This window comes from Snuella sedimenti, from assembly GCF_016428595.1.
Lineage (GTDB): Bacteria > Bacteroidota > Bacteroidia > Flavobacteriales > Flavobacteriaceae > Snuella > Snuella sedimenti.
Genome location: NZ_JAELVQ010000031.1, coordinates 1 through 18,504, shown reverse-complemented (window position 1 = coordinate 18,504; position 18,504 = coordinate 1). Strand labels below are relative to the sequence as shown.

Below are 18,504 nucleotides of genomic sequence, written 5' to 3'. Positions count from 1 at the left end.
CAATTTTTTGCCTCAAAATATAATCTGTTGGAGAATATCCCACTTCCTTTTTAAACTTGTACTTAAAATGGAATAGTGATAACCTAATAATAAATATTTTGTCGTATTTTTTTTTACTAGAATGGTTTAATATCTTTTTTTTAAATTTGAACAGGATTAATCCTAATATAAGCAAGCTTAAAAAGACGGTATGTATAAATTGACATTGAAAGAATATGAAGGTCTTTTTAATAAACTTTATACATCGCTATGTCTTTTTTCTAACAAATATGTAACCGATTTAGAAGCTTCTAAAGATATCGTGCAAGATGTATTTATTAAGGTATGGGAAGATAAAATTGAATTTAAAAATGAGCATACTATAAAATCTTACCTCTATACATCTGTAAAAAACAAATCCTTAGATTACCTAAAAAGTACACGTCACAAATCAACAGATCGCTTAGCGATCAATGATATAGAAAAAATAGAAAAAAGGTCATTCTTCTTACGCGAGGTTGTTATCATAGAAACCTCGTCGATTATAGATAAAGCTATCAATTCCTTACCAAGTAAATGTGCTCAGATAATAAGGTTGAGTATTAAAGAATTTACCAATGTGCAAATAGCAGAAGAATTGGGTGTTTCTATTAATACAGTTAAAACCCAAAAAAAAATAGCTTATAAAAAATTAAAACCACTTTTAAAAGATTACTTTACATTAATAGCTTTTGTGTTTGATTAAGGAAGCTTTACAAATCTAAAAATGCTCCAATTTTTGTAGCAGGGTTTCTCTTTATCTCCTCCTTGGGAGAGGCCTGTTGGTTTCAAGATTTTTTTATTAAGACAACCCTTCTAAATTGTTTAGAAAAACACATACGCCACTTTTTTTTAATTTTTTTTCACCCTATAGCCTTTTCTTATCGTCATAATAAATACAAATCGGTATTTCTATGTCCATTTTTAACCAAATATTACTGCTTTCAAAGAAAATTGCAGCGTCTTTGTTAAAAGATGATTCTCCAAAAGCTCTGGAGGATTCTAAATTATTCAGTCAGAAAGACAAAAAATATATTATAAAAAACCTCACAGACGAAAAATTAATCAAGGAGCGTCTGGATTTGATACATCAGATTGATAAGCAAGAAGATTGGCAAAATATTAAGAGTAGAATAGATTCTCCTGTTAGAAAATGGTTTGTTTGGAGGTATGCAGCAGCAGCAGCAATTGTTGTTGGAATTTTAGCCACAACCTATTTCTTTAAGGACAGTTTGTTTAGCACAACCCTAACGAATGATATTGCCCCAGTAATAACTAACAGCATAGAGCCAGGAACAGATAAAGCTACTTTAACTATAGGAGATGGCTCTCAAATAGCATTGGAGAACGGAAAAGGACTTCAATTACAAAATGCGGTTAGTAATGGAAAAGAGATTGTTTACGAAGCTTTAGATAATTCAAAAAAAGAGTTAGTTTATAATACATTAACAATCCCAAGAGGAGGCCAATTTCAAATAACATTGTCCGATGGTACAAAAGTGTGGCTGAATTCAGAATCACAATTAAAGTACCCCATAAGTTTTATTGAAGGCGAAAACCGAGTAGTGGAATTAGTGTATGGAGAAGCCTATTTTGATGTTTCCCCTAGCACAGAACATAAAGGAGCTGGTTTTAAGGTCTTTAATAAATCGCAGGAAGTAGAGGTATTAGGTACAGAGTTTAATATCAAGGCCTATAATGATGAATACCAAATTTACACAACACTTGCAGAAGGTAAAGTAAGTGTCAATAATGATGGCTCTAAGTTAGATTTAGAGCCGGGTCAGCAATCTATATTTAACCTTAAGGAAAAAAATATAACAGTTACAACCGTTGATGTATTAAGTGTAACCTCATGGAGAAAAGGACTCTTTAGTTTTAAAGGTATGTCCTTGAATAAGATAATGAAGGTAATATCCAGATGGTATGATGTTAAAATAGAGTTTGCCAATACAGAACTAGAAAATGTGAGATTTAATGGTGTATTGAGCAAAAATGATAAAATTGAAGAAATTCTTGACGCAATTAATAACACTAACTTTATAAACGCCTATGAAATAAAAAACAAAAAGATTACAATTAAGTAACAAAAAAGGGGAACAAAGATATATACCTGGAAAGTAAAACAGCTTCATCCCCTTTCCTTTAACCATTAATTAATTAAAAAGATGTTTAATCAACTAACACCACAAATTTATGGAAATTAAATTTACTAATCGCTTTTTCCTTTTATGGAAAAAGATTCTACACATTATTATGAGAACCTTTATACTCTTGTTTTGTTCAACAGTTTTTAGTTTTACATCGAGTGATATCTTTTCTCAAAGTACAAAAGTTATTATTGAAGAAGATAAGGTCATTACCATCGATGAGGTTTTTGACATACTTAGAACGCAAACAGAGTTTACATTTATTTATCAGGAGGACCTCTTTAAAGATGCACCCAAGATACACGTTAAAAAAGGAATCATTAAGGCCAACAAACTGTTAAAGGAAAGCCTTTCAAAATCTAATTATAACTTTAATATCACTAAAAGCAATAAGATTATTGTTATAGAAGCTCCGAAAGAAATAGTTGAAGTTCAGCAATTTTCAGTTAGCGGGACTATAACAGATATAGATGGACAACCCTTACCCGGAGCCTCTGTGTTAGAAAAAGGAACAAATAATGGTGTTCAATCCGATTTCGATGGAAAATTCTCATTAAAAGTTGCTTCAAGCGATGCGGTGTTGGTGATTTCTTATATAGGCTATGCAACAAAAGAAGTAGTTGTTAACAACCAAACCAATATTGAAATAATATTAAAAGAAAGTGCTTCTGAATTAGATGAAGTTGTAGTAGTTGGGTATGGACAGACATCTCAGAAAAAACTGATAAGTGCTGTATCTCAAGTTAAAACAGATAAGATAGAAAAAGCCCCGTTTGCAAACATGGTAGAAGGTTTAGCGGGAAGAGCACCAGGACTTATAACAAGGCAATCAGGTGGAGATTACGGTTCTATTCCAAGAATATCTATCCGGGGAGGTGGTACTCCCGTAGTATATATTGATGACATACAAAGAGATATAGCTGCTTTGGCGGCATTGCCTCCTGGCGATATTAAAAATATATCCATCTTAAAAGATGCTGCAGCCACTGCTATTTATGGTTTTAATGCGCCTAGTGGTGTTATTTTGGTTACAACTAACACCGGAGCAAAAGAAAAATTAACATTTTCATACAGAAATACCTTTGCTATACAAAGGCCAACAACAAAACCCACATGGTTAACAGCTTATGAACATTCTTTGTTATTAAACAGTGCAGCATTTAATGATGGATTAGATCCTATTATAAGTGATGATCTTCTTGAAACATTCAGGACGAATTCAGATCCTATAAACAGGCCAAACAAACGTGATGTTTATGATAGAGCAATTAACAAAATGGCTTTGTTAAAGAGACATAACATTAAATTAGATGGCACCGCGGGAAATACAAGCATTTTTACTTCATTAGACTTCTTTAGACAAGACGGTCTTTATAATGGAAATGATTACGGACTTAACCGTTATTCTTTACGTTCCAATATCAATCAGAAAGTAGATGCCTTAAACTTAACCATAAAAAGTAATTTAAGTATAGTTAGGGAAGAAATAGAGAGAACTCCCTTAAGTTCTTGGAGTATATTTAGTCATGTTAGAAACTGGCGACCTGGAGTACCGCTTTTTAATGAAGCAGGCAATTATATTGGTAATGAAAATCCACTAGCAGAAGCCGACCAAAAAGCAGGAGTCTCTAGGAATAGATCAAGTGATATTGACTATCGTTTAGAATTTGATTTTGAAATTCCACAAATCCCAGGACTTCATTTAAAAGCTGTTGGTAAGTATGGATTTGGAAATGGTTTTAATAAAAACTTTAGGACAAACCCATCTGGTATTGCTCCATTGTACACTGATGATAACCAATTGCGTGATATAGGAAAGGCTCAGTTATCACAAAGTGCTAGTGAGGGATACAACTATTTTCTAGAAGGACATATTACATATTTAAAATCTTTTAAAAAGCATACGGTAGATTTTACAGGAATATATACTGTAGGAGAAAGTTTTGGAGAAAGCTTTTCTGCTTCAAGAAGAGATTTTCCATCACCTCAAGTACCCTTTCTTTTTGCGGGATCCCCAGAAGGACGTGACAATTCAGGCTCAGGCTCAGAGAGTGGACGTATAGGTTACGTAGCACGTTTAAAATATGATTTTGATGCAAAATATTTTGTTCAGGTATCAGGTAGATATGATGGTTTTGATGGTTTTGAGGATGGATATAAGTACAATTTGTTCCCATCGGTAGCCTTAGGATGGAATATAGATAATGAAACCTTTGCAAAACCAATTCTAGATAAATTACGAATTAGTTCTTTTAAGTTAAGAGGATCATGGGGGGAAGTAGGAAACTCTGGAGCTAGGTTTCAATACTTACCTAGATATAATTTAAACCAAAATGTCTATTATAGTTATGATGCCTTTAATACAGGCTTTAGTGAGGGGAATTTAGTGCCTACGAGTAATACCACTACATGGTCTAAAGTAGAATCCAGAAATTTAGGGTTGGACTTTGGTTTGTTTAATGATAAGTTAAAGGGAAACTTAGATTGGTTTTATTATGAAACTACTGGGTTTTTAGGATCGCCAGAAGATACATATACAACAACTCTTGGAAAATCTTTGCCACAAATTAATATTGATAGTGAGCATCGAAGAGAAGGTGTGGAACTGAATTTACAATATAATACTAGGCTTGGTAATGTAGATTTTTATGTAGGCGGCAATGTAACTTACTTTGACCAATTATGGGCAAAAACAGACGAAATTGAAAATGATTTAAAAAATCCATATACGCGTCAAGCTCAGCAAATTGATGTTGCTTTAAGAGGATATATAGATCAAGGGTATTACCAAACAATTGAAGATTTATTGAATTCGCCACATAGGGAAGCTTCCACAGATACTTATTTGGGCGATATAAGATATCAAGATGTAAATGGTGATGGTAGAGTTGATGGTGATGATTTTAGAAGGTTGGGTAAAGGAGACTTTCCTCATATACAATATGGTATTAATACAGGCTTTGCTTACAAAGGATTGAGTGTAAACGTGCTATTTCAAGGCACCAGTAATCGCCAAATGTATATAGGTGGAGGAGGTAGTATTTGGAATGATGCACTAAATCATATGCTGTTTACCATTCAGGATGATTCATGGTCGCCCACTAATAGAGATGCTTTATTTCCAAGAACCAGTACATTTAATAATGCAAACGGAAGTAACAACCAAACGACCTCTTCGTTTTGGCTTCAGGATGCTTGGTACTTAAGAATGAAAAGTTTAGATATAACATATAACCTTAAGTCCATTTTACCTAAAAATGTATTGCCAGGGATATCTCAATGGAACCTGACACTTAGTGGAACCAATTTATTTACAATTTCTCCTATAAATGATTATTTCTTGGATCCTGAAACGAGTAGTACCAACAACTATGGTTATCCAAATGGAAAAACATTTAGTTTAGGAATGAATTTAACATTTTAAAAAAGATTTACTATGAAAACATTTAAAAAAAATCTATTTGCATGGTTTGTATGTGCATTAGTAGTATTGTCAAATTTTTCATGTAGTGATGATGCTTTGGACAAAAAACCACTAGATGCTTTTTCTGAAGCCGATATTTGGGCAGATGCCCAATTGGCTGAAGGTTTTATACTTACCTTATATAATAATGCCTTGTCTCGATGGATAAGACAAGAAACTGATGATTGGACAGATAACATTGTACCCAATGATGATAATGGAGGTTCCCGCCATGTTCAGCAGGGTAATGTTAATATAAATGAAGATTACGGCTGGAACAGATTTGGCGTAATTAGAGCTGCAAACCTAGCCATAGCACGTATTTCTGCTTCTAATAGTATTGATGAAAACACAAGGAAAAAGCTGGTGGCAGAAGCTAAAGCATTAAGGGCTATGACCTATTTCTGGCAAGCACGACGTTTTGGTGGTTTAATAATTGTAGATAAGGTTCTTACGCCTGACGATGATTTAGAATTACCACGTTCTTCTGAACGTGAAACCTACAACTTTATAATTCAAGATTTGGAAGAAGCTGTATTAGACCTGCCTGTTGATGTTACAACTGGTAGAGAAGGTCGGTTAAATAAAGGTGCTGCTTATGCATTTTTAACAATGGTAGCATTGCAAATAGGGGATTATGATAAGGTAATTTCTGCTGCAAATGAAGTTGAAACCTTAGGCTATTCTTTAGATCCTGTATACAAGAATATGTTTAATAGTTATGCTGGTACAAAAAGTTCTCCGGAGAATATTTTAGTTTATAGTAGAGGTGAAGATTTTAACAACTATATAAACACCCGTATGTTTAGAAACTTAGTAAACGTATCTAATGGACGTAAACTTCACGCGACAGCAGTTCCTCAATTTAATGACGATGATCTATTTGAAGCTTGGCCATTGCGTTGGCCCTCACAAGAGTTGGTTGATGCCTATTTGGTTAAAGATGGCACCGAAAGAAAAGGGTTGGACAATCAAGGAATGCCTTCTAAAGATTTCTATGCCAATAGAGATGACCGTTTTGAACAATCTATAGTTAGAGATTCTGCACAATATAGAAATTCGATTTTTACATTCAGAAGAGGCGGTAACTCCCATTGGACATCAAATCCTCAAGGTTCTTGGGGGATGTCTAAAACGGGATATATGTTCCGTAAGTGGATGTATGAAGAAGACTTTATCTTTTGGAACTTACCAGTAAATTGGGCAGAACCCATATTACGTTTAGGCGAGGTATATTTAAACAAAGCAGAGGCTTATGCACGAAAATCAGATTTACCAAACGCCGTGAAGTACCTTAATATGACCAGAGAGACGCACGGTGGATTACCTCCACTATCAAGTGGTGTTTCAGAAACAGAATTTTGGAAATATTACGATATTGAGAGGCGTGTAGAATTAGTTATGGAAGATGATTATTATTGGTCTTTAATAAGATGGGCCCGTGCGGAAAATAGAACCACAATTCCACAATTATCAGGTAAATTGCATGGCTTGGATATGGAGTTAGATGGTTTAATAAATGTTATTGAATCACCATGGAGTGTAGAGCTAAATTTCAAACCACAGCGTTTATTGTTCCCAGTACCTGATAGTCAAATTAGAACTAATTCGAAGTTAGCAGGAGCACAAAATCCTGGTTGGTAAATCACTTAAAAATTTAAAACATGAAAAAAAGCATATATATACTGTTTGCCTTAGTGGCAATAATATTTACCTCTTGCCTAAAGGCTGATTTGGAAGAACTTCCTGTTTTTGAAGAAGCAGAAATTTTAACTTTTGATTTAGAACACCGTTATATTGATAAAAACGCTAATGGTGTAGAAAGTATGAAATTTAAATATTTAACCAAAAATGATTTGGTAATAGATAGTTTATCTGCAACAATAACTTTAAACCCTACGGTTCCTGCCCCATCCGGGAGTTTTACTCAGGAAATTAGAAGAGAAGTTAGTTTGTCTAACATTGCAGTGTCCGTAAGAATTTCTCCTGCGGCTACTATTGAGCCATTAGATGGAGCGCCAACATTAGGTGTACCTGGAGATTATACAGTACCAAGAAAATACCGTGTTACAGCTGCAGATGATAAAACATCAAGAGATTGGACAATAAATATAGGAGCCTTGCCACTAATAAATTCTTATGAAGGAACGTATTTATCTACGGGCAATGTAACTCATCCCAATCCAGCTTACTGGGAATGGTCAGGTTTTGAGAAGTTCTACAGCACGATAGATGAAAATACTATTCAAGGAAGTCTAGCTGATAATTGGCCAGGAGGAGGCTCTTGGAAAGTCAATATAACAATTAATGCAGATAACACATTATCTTTAGCTGCAGCTGGAGATTCTAGTGATACATTAGAAAAAATACCAGGAGATGAGAATAGTTATGACCCAGCTACTAAAACATTTGTTTTGAACTATAGATATTCTGGTAGTGGTGGATTTAGAATCATTAGAGAAACTTTAGTTTTAAAATAAATGATTTTTTTTAGTTATTTTGTTTAGAGTTAATTTGTGAAAATGCGAGAATTTTATTCTCGCATTTTTCTATTCTAGCAACAAGGTTTAAACAACTTTATTAAATAATAATAGGCAATGGTTTAATTAAAATATCTGCTAAATGAATTTAATCTTTTATAAACATAGAAAAGTAAAGCAATTCAAAATTTGGAGTATCTATTGTTTATTTTTTATTCTCAGTTCTTGTAACGAAAAAAAAGTACTAATAAATAGTAAAGAGGCTACTTTTGAATTGATACCTGCTTCTCAATCAGGAATCTTATTTAACAATAAGATAGAAGAAAATTATAAAAATTTCTTTGATAATTTTAACTATGTATATAACGGAGGAGGCGTAGCCATTGGAGATATAAACAATGATGGTCTGCCGGATATTTATTTCACAGCAAACGATTCTTCAAATAAATTATACTTAAACAAAGGCGACTTTAAGTTTGAAGATATTACCAAACAAGCAGGTGTAGGCGGAGGCGATGGTTGGCACAATGGAGTTGTTATGGCTGATGTTAATGCAGATGGTTATTTAGATATTTATATTTGTAGAGGAGGAATAAAATCCAACAATAGCAGTCAGCGAGAAAACTTACTATTTATAAATCAGCAAGATAATACATTTATAGAGCAGGCTTCAGGGTTTGGACTGAACGATAGAGGTTATTCAACACATGCTTCTTTTTTTGATTTTGATAACGATAACGATTTGGATGTCTATATAACGAATCGTCCAGACAAATTTTACATAGGGTTGGCCGATATACTCAAAAATAAAGAATCTACTCATGATGATTACCGGGATAAATTGTTTGAAAACAGAGGAGGTAAATTTTATAACATTAGTAAGCAAGCTGGTATAACAAGTAATTTTGGATTTAGTTTAAGCGTCGTAACTTCAGATGTTAACAATGACGGTTATATCGATATTTTTGTGGCAAACGATTTCTCTGAAAATGATTATCTGTATTTAAATAATGGAGATGGAACTTTTAAGGAAAAAATAAAAGAAGCTACAAATCATGTTTCGTTTTATTCCATGGGATCAGATATTGCAGATATGAATAATGATGGTTTTGAAGATATTTTTGTTACCGAAATGTTGCCTTCCAACTATAAAAGATCTAAAACATCAATGCCCCCTATGAATATAAAGCGTTTTGATAGGTTAAAAGAAAAAGGGTTTCACAATCAATACATGCATAATATGTTGCATTTAAATAGAGGAAACTCTTATTTTAGTGATATTTCTCAAATCGCTGGTATTTCAAAAACCGATTGGAGTTGGAGTTGTTTAATGGTAGATTTTAACAATAATGGACTTAAAGATGTTTTTGTAAGCAATGGTTATAAAAGGGAATTATTTGATAGAGACAGTTATTATAAAAGGAAAGAGCTCTATGAAAAAAATAGGGGGATATATACTAGCCTGGAGGACATGTCTAGGGGCTTGGCAAACGACATAATAAACATCTATCCTTCTCAGGAACTTCCAAACCATTTTTATATAAACAATGGCGATTTAACCTTTACAAACAAAACTCAAGAAATAGGATTTGATATTCCTAGTTTTTCTAATGGAGCTGCTGTTGGTGATTTAGATAATGATGGTGATTTGGATTTGGTAGTCAACAATGTGGATAAAGAAGCTTTTGTTTTTAAAAATAATTTGGTGACAAATCAATCTTATTTAAAGATTAAATTGTTAGGACCAAAAGGGAATACCACAGGCTTAGGAACAAAGCTAACTTTGTACAGTAATAAAAAGAAGCAATATCAAGAGTTTAAGACCGTACGTGGGTATTTGTCTTCAGTAGAACCTATAGTACATTTTGGATTGGGAAACCAAAAAAAAATAGACAGTGTTAAAGTGGTTTGGCCAGATGGAAACATAAATATGCTAAGAAATCAAGACGCTAACCAATTACTTACAGTAGCGTATAGCAATAGCAGTTTACAACAAAAAAGTAATTCTAAAAATAAGAATGTTAAAACACTATTTAGTGACCAAACCTATAACTATTTCCAGAACCCCTTTAGACATAAAGAGAATTATTTTAATGATTATGAGAAACAGGTATTATTGCCAAAAAAATATTCTATAAATGGGCCTTATATTTCGGTTGGAGACATAAATAATGATGGTCTTGAAGATTTTTTTATTGGTGGGGCAAGTAATCAAAGTGGACGAGTTTACCTTCAAAATAAATCAAAGAAGTTTATTCATCTTAAGCAAGAAGCTTTTGAAAACGATAAGGTTTTTGAAGACATGGAATCAGTATTTTTCGATGCTGATGGAGATGGGGATTTAGATTTGTATGTAGTTAGTGGAGGATATGAATTTGAGCCACTGTCAACACATTATCAAGACAGATTGTATTTAAATAATGGAAAAGGGGAATATACAAGATCTAAAGGTTTACCAAAAATAAATGCAAGTGGAGGTTGCGTATCTGTTGCAGATTATGATAATGATGGAGATTTAGATGTATTTATTGGAGGGAAAGTTGTGCCTAATTACTACCCGTTTCCTCCAAAAAGTCTACTATTGGAGAATGATGGAGAAGGTAACTTTACCGATGTAACTAAAATAAAGGCCAAAGCATTAAGCAAAGTAGGAATGGTTAATTCCAGTGTATGGGCAGATATTAATAATGACAAATATCCTGATTTAATTTTAGTTGGAGAATGGATGCCAATAAAGTTCTTTATAAATAACAAAGGACAGTTAGTAGATGAAACTAAAAAGTATGGATTAAAAGACACAACAGGATGGTGGTATAAAATAGTGGCAACCGATTATGATAAGGATGGAGATGTAGATTTTGTTGTTGGTAACTTGGGTTTAAACCATAAATTTAAAGCCTCTAATGAAAAACCTTTACACATATATGCTAACGACTTTGATGTCAACGGTAGTTTTGATGCCTTTTTAGCCAAATACAACGAACAAGGAGATCAAGTACCTGTAAGAGGTTTAGATTGCTCTTCTGAGCAGATACCTGAAATAAAGAAGAAATACAAAACCTTTAATGAGTTTGCAGATGCGAGCATAAGTGAAATTTTGGGTCCAGGTTTAGATAACAGTTTACATTATCAAGCTAAACTGTTTGCAAGTTGTATCTTAAAGAACGATAACGGCACATTTGTTTTAGAGCAATTGCCTAATGAAGCACAATTATCAACAATTCAAGGGATTATAATAGAAGATCTAGATAATGATGGGAGATTAGACATTGTTGCTGCTGGAAATCAGTTTGAAACAGAAATTGAAACAACAATGGCAGATGCCTCGGTTGGGGTGATTTTAAAAAGCGAAAAGGGTAAATATTGTAGCTTATCTCAATTAAAAACAGGTTTTTTTGTGCCCTATAATGTTAAAGATGTAAAAAGAATAAAACTAGGTCATGATAATACCTTAGGAATATTAGTGGGATGTAATGATGATGTTCTGCGCCTTTTTGCCAAAACAGAATAGTAACTTAAAAACCAATATGATTTAATAAGAATAACAATGCAAGGGAACACTTAAATATTAAATAAATACAAAGAATAACTAAAATGATGCCCAAGTGCGTATCAACAACTTCAATACTTTAAGCCTTTTTATATTACAAAAGTGTTATTGACAAAAAACATATTCTCTGTATATTAAAAAATGAACTAATTAAAAAAAACAAGAATGAAGCAATTACTCTTTTTATATTGTATATATATTTTAATTAACGGTAATTGGTCAAAGATATATGCTCAAATACAAATAGAAGATGATTCTATGACATGGGAGTTCAAAAGTATCCCAGTACCGGTTAAGGATAATTTTTATAAGAAAAAGCGTAATAAGTATATTTTAGTAGATCCAGGCTATCGTATTTGGGGATTAACAGTGATTAAATGGGGAGAAAAATACCATGGTTATTATTCCCGGTGGCCAGAAAGATTGGGACATAATGCTTGGTTGACTGATTGTGAAATAGTTCATGCCGTATCCGATTATTCTGAAGGTCCTTTTATTTTTGAAAATGTGAAAAGGCAATTGCCGAGAAACAAATTAAAGCACTTAAAAGTGAAAATAAAATCATGCGTTATTGGGGCTATTACAGGATTTAAAAGCCAAAATGAAACCATTCTAAAACCCCATAAAGCAGCTATACTAGAAGCCATTAATGACAGCTATGCTCCTGTTTCCGTTACTGCATCGGTTATAGCATACGCTAGCTTTCAAAATAGCCATGCCGAACAAAAACTAAAATCTTATTGTAAAGCAAACAATGAATATCTGGCTCTAATGGCCTTAAACCATTTGTTATATGTACCCAATAAGACGCCATTCATTGCAACTATAACAGAACTTGCCAAAAATGATAAACTACCATATAACCTTAAGGCCGCCAGTTTGGATATTTTAGGAAGCTTAAATTAGGTGCCCAACGATTTTGCGCATCACAAAAAACTAACCCCTAATATTAAAAATTAAAAAAATACATTATTAAAAACCCTTAACAATGAAATTAACACCATTAGCGCTATTTGTACTTAGCGTATTTTTTGTGCAACTTGGCTATTGCCAAAAAACCAAACAAAAGAATGAAGAGCAACCCAACATCATTTTTATTTTAACCGACGATCTAGGCTATGGGGATTTGGGCGTATTGTACCAAAATGAAAGGAAAAAAAATAATGACAGATCAAAACCCTGGGCTTTTACACCGCACCTAGACACTATGGCCAACGAAGGAGCCGTAATGCTTCAACATTATTCAGCAGCTCCAGTATGTGCCCCTTCCAGAGCGTCCTTGCTTAGTGGCTTAAGTCAAGGACATGCGAATGTAAGAAACAATCAATTTGACAAAGCTTTGGCCGACAACCATACCTTAGCCAATACATTACAAAAAGCAGGCTATACTACAGCTGCCATTGGAAAATGGGGGCTACAGGGAGATAAGCGCTGGTCCGAAAACGGAGCTAGTTGGCCTGCGCGACCTACCAACAGGGGCTTTGACTATTTTTATGGGTATATGACCCATGTAGATGGACATGAGCACTACCCAAAAGAAAGGTTATACAGAAACCACGGTCAAGTTTGGGAAAACGATACCGACGTAACCGAAGCATTAGATAAATGTTTTACTGGCGATTTATGGACAGCGAAAGCTAAACAATGGATTACCAATACCGTTAAAAATAACGAGAAGCCTTTTTTTATGTTCTTGGCTTACGATACACCTCATGCCGTTTTAGAACTACCAACCCAAGCATATCCTAAAGGAGGCGGTCTAAAAGGTGGTGTACAGTGGTTAGGAACACCAGGACACATGATAAATACTGCCAGTGGACAACCAGACTCTTGGATGCACCCCGATTATGCCAATGCCATTTACGATCACGATACCAATACCACTACAGCCGAAGTCCCTTGGCCTAATACTTACAAACGATATGCCACGAGCGTACGTAGAATAGATGATGCGGTTGGTGATATTTTACAACTATTAAAAGATTTGAACATAGACGATAACACATTAGTGGTGTTCACTTCAGATAATGGGCCTTCACAAGAATCGTACTTACCCAAACCCTACGTACCCAACCACCCTACTTTTTTTGATAGTTATGGCCCTTTTGATGGTATTAAGCGTGATGTTCTTGAAGGAGGACTACGCATGCCATTGGTTGTGAGGTGGCCAAAAAAGATTGCAAAAAATACTGTAAGCAATACACCAAGTATTTCATACGATTGGTTGCCTACTTTTATGGAAGCTGCCGGATTACCCGCTCCTGCTAACAGTGATGGGGTATCGTTATTGCCTACACTAACAAATAGTAAAGGACAAAAAGACAGTAAAATATACGTAGAATACAGTGTTGGAGGAAAAACACCTAACTACAGTGCCTTTAATGAAAATAACCGCAATCGCTCTAGAAAGGAAATGCAAATGATTCGTGTGGACGACTACGTTGGCATTCGCTATAACATTGAAGATGTTAATGCCGATTTTGAGATATACGATATTAAAAACGATACGCATCAGGCTAATAACCTAGCTGCTAACAATGCTATGCCCGAATTGCAAAGCACCATGAAAGCTCGCATACTCCAAATGCGTCGCACCAATATCTCTGCTAAGCGTCCTTATGATAATTTAGCAATACCTTCGGTTGCTCTCAAAAAAATAAAGAAAGGATTGAGATGGACATCTTATGCTGGTGTTTATCCGTGGTTACCCAACCTGGAAGTTCTTAATCCCTCAAAAAAAGGAAAAACAAAAAATGTAAATACTTTCAATTATACCAAGCAACAGCAAGACCTTTACTTATTTGAAGGGTATTTAGAAGTGCCGAAAGAAGGCACATATACCTTTAGTTTTAGTACTAGCGGTAAAGCAGTTATCAAACTACATGATGCCATTTTAGTAGATGCAGATTATAACTATCAGGCCAATACAGTAAAAACCGAAACTATGGTACTGCAAAAAGGATTACATCCTATCCGCATCTATTTACACAACGCTAACAGAGATGCTATACCATTTAAACTGGAATGGAAAACTAACAATATAACAAGATCGAGTATACCTCAGTCTGCTTTTTACCATTAGGCTGTTTGTAAAAATAGAATTAATCACTCCCTAAAGCAAAAAGCCTCAGTTAAACAACAGAGGTTTTACATGTATATAGTAACGATTTTGATATGAATGGAAAGTACGATGTGTTTTTGGCGAAATATAATAAGGATAAACAAGTGTCTGTTAGGGGACTAGAATGTTCTTCGGAACAGATGCCTGGTATCCGAAAAAAGTTTAAAACATATGCCGAATTTGCCAATGCGGATATTAATGAAATTTTAGGTGAGGGAATAAATTATGGTCTCCACCTAAAAGCTGAAACATTTTCGAGTATTATGGTTATTAACCATAATGGAACTTTTGAAAAAAAGACACTTCCAATCCATGCCCAATTTTCAACGATTCAAGGTGTTGTAACGGGAGATTTTACCAACGACGGTGTATTAGATATTCTTATTGCTGGTAACCAATTTGATAATGAAATTGAAACCTCCCGAGCCGATGCCTCATGTGGTTTAGTGTTAGAAGGGAAACAAGATGGTACTTTTAAAGCCATATCTCCTCAGGTTAGTGGCTTTTTTGTTCCTTATAACGTTAAGGATTGTAAGCCGATTAAGCTAGGAAAAGAAAATAGTAAATTAGGGATACTTGTAGCCACAAACAATGATACATTAAGGATATATACTAATAATCGTTAAAGCCTCATAATTTAAATTTAACAAAATTCAATAGTTTAAAAGTTTACTAACTGAAGATGAACAATCACAAAACAAAATTTAAAAGCACCCGCAAAAAACTACTTAGTTATATAGTAGGAATTTTGTGTGCATGCTTTGTAGCCAACGCACAGAAATATAAGATAGACCTAAGCCAAGTAGCCTATCCAGAAATCGCAACCGATTTTAAAATGGGTAACCCGGGCAAAAAAGGAAAAGAGATAAAGGTAAATAGTTTATATATGACTGAGGGAGGTAGTCCTGTACTTCCAGTCATGGGAGAATTTCATTTTAGTCGTTATGACCACCGCTATTGGGAAGAGACCTTATTGAAGATGAAGGCTTCGGGTATAGATATTGTTAGTTCCTATGTTTTTTGGATCTATCATGAGGAAATAGAAGGACAAATGGACTGGACGGGCAACAACGATATCCGAAAGTTTGTCGAACTCTGTAAAACGATTGGGCTAAAGTTACATTTAAGGGTGGGCCCCTACATTAATGCCGAATGCCGTAACGGAGGTTTGCCAGACTGGTTGATGAAAAAAAAATACATTAAAAAGCGTTATAATGATCCGTTGTATTTGGAGTATGTTCGCAATTGGTACCGAGCCATCTATAACCAAATAGAAGGGTTTCTTTATAAAGAAGATGGTCCCATAATGGGAATACAACTAGAAAACGAGTACGTAAGAAAAGGGCATGTAGTACCACATTTGTTGGAATTGAAAAAAATAGCCATTGAAGAAGGGTTTGATGTACCACTTTACACCATGACCCATTGGATGGCATCCGATTATCCTAAAAAGGATATCATACCCTATGCAGGTTACTATATTGAAACGCCTTGGAGTGGAGGTTATGGCGAACTACCAGTAGGTAATTTTGAATTCTTTTCCTATAATCGCTTATCCGACAATATTGGTACAGATTTAATTCAGTTGGAGGGTGATGTGCAGTCGCTCAATTCTAAGGAAGTAGAATCACCTTATTTTACATGCGAAGTCGGATTGGGAACTCCTACGTTTTATCATAGACGTCCCATAGTACCTAAAGAAATGGCAGGAGAAAACATAAACCTTAGGTTGGGGTGCGGTGTTAATCTTATGGGTTACTATATGTACAGTGGAGGCAGTCATAAAATAGGGAGGAAAACCACTCTTCAATCCTCAACTAGTAGGGTCTCCTATGATTATCAGGCTCCTTTAGGGGAGTTCGGTACTTTGGGAGCCGTTATGGGCGAGACCAAGAAATTGAATTATTTTATGAACGATTTTGGGGTAGAACTAGCTCCTATGGTGGCCTATTTGCCTACATCTAACGGCAATACTGATAATTTGCAATGGGCCGTTCGTGCCAAGGACAACCAGGCCTTTCTGTTTTGTTCTAACTATCTTTATAAAAGAACACGTCCAGACTATAAGGGCGTTCAATTTCAGGTAGCTCTAAAGAGTGAGAGCCTGCAAATACCTCGTAAACCCATAACTGTTGAGGATGGTGCCTATTTTACTTGGCCAATTAACCTGGATATGGAAGACGTTAGGTTGGCTTATGCCACCGTACAGCCTATTTCTAAACTTTCTAATGATAAAAATAAGATGTGGGTGTTCTTTCAGGACGACGGGGTGCCTGCCGAATATTTTTTCAAAAAGGATAACATCAAAAGCATCCATGCCGTCAAAGGTGCGGTAAAAAAGGAAAAGAACGGATATTTCATATCCGGCTTACGTCCTGGAACCGATTGTGTGATTGAGATTGAACAAACAAATGGCACCTTTATAAAAATTTTAACTTTGACTGCGGACCAATCTGATAAGGTCTGGAAGTTGAATAATAAAAATGAGGCGTATTTTGTATTGAGTGAATCGGGCGTTTTTATGGATAAGGACGAGATAATCGCCTTTTCCGAAAGCAACGATCAAAAACTTTTAATCTACCCGGAGTCGACCTCTTTTTCAGATAAAAAGGACGGGGTATTTTCCGTTATAGAACATAAGGGAGAGTCAGAAAAACTCCCTGTTGAAATTATAACCTATCGTCCTATGGAAAAGGCCTATTGGATACAAGCAACTAACACTACGGGAAAGAGCGTTATAACAAAAGATTTTGAATACGCATCCATCTCTAAAGTAGCGGAAGCTTCAATACGATTTTCCACTTCCAACGATGTAACGGTGCTTATAAACGACCAAGCCATAAATACCGTAAAAAAAGGTAATTATTGGATGGCAGACCTAAGTTCCATACCGTGGAAACAACATAATACCATTACGATAACATCTAGCAATCCTGGTTTGAAATGTATTGCTGAAATAGAAGCTTTTCTTGAAAACGGGGACCGCTTGATATGGAACACAGATAACACTTGGGAAACCGTAACAACCGATGGTGAAACTTCGGTACAATTACTGGGCAGTCAAAACGAAAATGGATTGCCTCAGTTTAAATGGGGCAAGGAAGATAAATTAGCCTATTACGAGTTGAAGATTCCTGAAAATATTCAGAATATGGATAAGGAATTAAGGTTGAACATTTCGTTTACAGGCGATAGGGCAGATGCTTTTTTAGGCTCTAAATTGTTTAGTGATTATCTGTTCGACGGAACACCATGGGTTATCGGGATAAACCGTTTTAAGGAGTATATGGCAGGTAATCCCTTTATTATAAGAATTAAGGCATTCGAAAGTACCACTCCAAAGATATATTTTGAAAAATATGTGGATACTTCCCAAGTGGACAGGGCACAGTTGTTACAGGCTAAGATAAAACCGGAATATCGTTTTCAAATATCATTGTATTAGGAAAAATGCTTAATTATGTTGAAGCCATGAACGAGGTTAACGGTCCGTCTCAAGAACTATTGGATATGGTGAATGATTTAAGAACAAGAGGTGGACTAGGAGCAGCTTCTGATGGATCCGATATTGTTGTACCTCCAATAGCCTTATCCGGTCTTACTGGAAAATTCGGTTAAAGTGAACCACCCGTGCCGGATGAAAGTGAGCAGTGTAAATGAAGTGCCAAAAATCGTTTTATTTGAGTGTTAAAATTAGTGATTCTTTTTTAATTTTTTTCTCA

Annotated in this window: 11 protein-coding genes; all 11 read left to right on the top strand. The window is 34.9% G+C overall.

The window, feature by feature from the left end:
* Positions 1 to 190 precede the first annotated feature (190 nt).
* The 11 genes from JF259_RS16065 to JF259_RS16015 all read left to right on the top strand — a co-directional run bounded on the left by JF259_RS16065 (position 191) and on the right by JF259_RS16015 (position 18,400).
* Entirely contained in the window at positions 191 to 724 is a 534-nt protein-coding gene (locus JF259_RS16065; RefSeq protein WP_199116728.1) for an RNA polymerase sigma-70 factor, read from the top strand.
* 208 nt (positions 725 to 932) lie between these two features.
* Positions 933 to 2,105, top strand: a complete 1,173-nt coding sequence (locus tag JF259_RS16060; protein WP_199116727.1) for a FecR family protein — start codon at positions 933 to 935, stop codon at positions 2,103 to 2,105.
* A gap of 169 nt (positions 2,106 to 2,274) precedes the next feature.
* Positions 2,275 to 5,592: a SusC/RagA family TonB-linked outer membrane protein gene (locus tag JF259_RS16055; RefSeq protein ID WP_199116726.1), complete on the top strand. Its 3,318-nt coding sequence runs from the start codon at positions 2,275 to 2,277 to the stop codon at positions 5,590 to 5,592.
* Between the two features lie 12 nt (positions 5,593 to 5,604).
* Positions 5,605 to 7,275: a RagB/SusD family nutrient uptake outer membrane protein gene (locus JF259_RS16050; RefSeq protein ID WP_199116725.1), complete on the top strand. Its 1,671-nt coding sequence runs from the start codon at positions 5,605 to 5,607 to the stop codon at positions 7,273 to 7,275.
* 20 nt (positions 7,276 to 7,295) lie between these two features.
* Positions 7,296 to 8,111, top strand: a complete 816-nt coding sequence (locus JF259_RS16045; protein ID WP_199116724.1) for a DUF5018-related domain-containing protein — start codon at positions 7,296 to 7,298, stop codon at positions 8,109 to 8,111.
* A 142-nt stretch (positions 8,112 to 8,253) separates the two neighbouring features.
* A complete protein-coding gene (locus JF259_RS16040) occupies positions 8,254 to 11,622 on the top strand; it encodes a VCBS repeat-containing protein (protein ID WP_199116723.1) in 3,369 nt (1,122 codons plus the stop codon).
* A gap of 204 nt (positions 11,623 to 11,826) precedes the next feature.
* Entirely contained in the window at positions 11,827 to 12,567 is a 741-nt protein-coding gene (locus JF259_RS16035; protein WP_199116722.1) for a glycoside hydrolase family protein, read from the top strand.
* Between the two features lie 82 nt (positions 12,568 to 12,649).
* Positions 12,650 to 14,743, top strand: coding sequence for a sulfatase-like hydrolase/transferase (locus tag JF259_RS16030; protein ID WP_199116721.1), 2,094 nt, complete (start codon positions 12,650 to 12,652; stop codon positions 14,741 to 14,743).
* A 92-nt stretch (positions 14,744 to 14,835) separates the two neighbouring features.
* Positions 14,836 to 15,408, top strand: a complete 573-nt coding sequence (locus JF259_RS16025; protein WP_199116720.1) for an FG-GAP repeat domain-containing protein — start codon at positions 14,836 to 14,838, stop codon at positions 15,406 to 15,408.
* A 56-nt stretch (positions 15,409 to 15,464) separates the two neighbouring features.
* Positions 15,465 to 18,227 carry a beta-galactosidase gene (locus JF259_RS16020; RefSeq protein ID WP_199116719.1) on the top strand — a complete coding sequence of 921 codons (2,763 nt, stop codon included), beginning with the start codon at positions 15,465 to 15,467 and terminating at the stop codon, positions 18,225 to 18,227.
* Positions 18,228 to 18,232: 5 nt separating this feature from the next.
* Positions 18,233 to 18,400, top strand: coding sequence for a RagB/SusD family nutrient uptake outer membrane protein (locus JF259_RS16015; protein WP_199116718.1), 168 nt, complete (start codon positions 18,233 to 18,235; stop codon positions 18,398 to 18,400).
* The last annotated feature ends 104 nt before the right edge of the window (positions 18,401 to 18,504 follow it).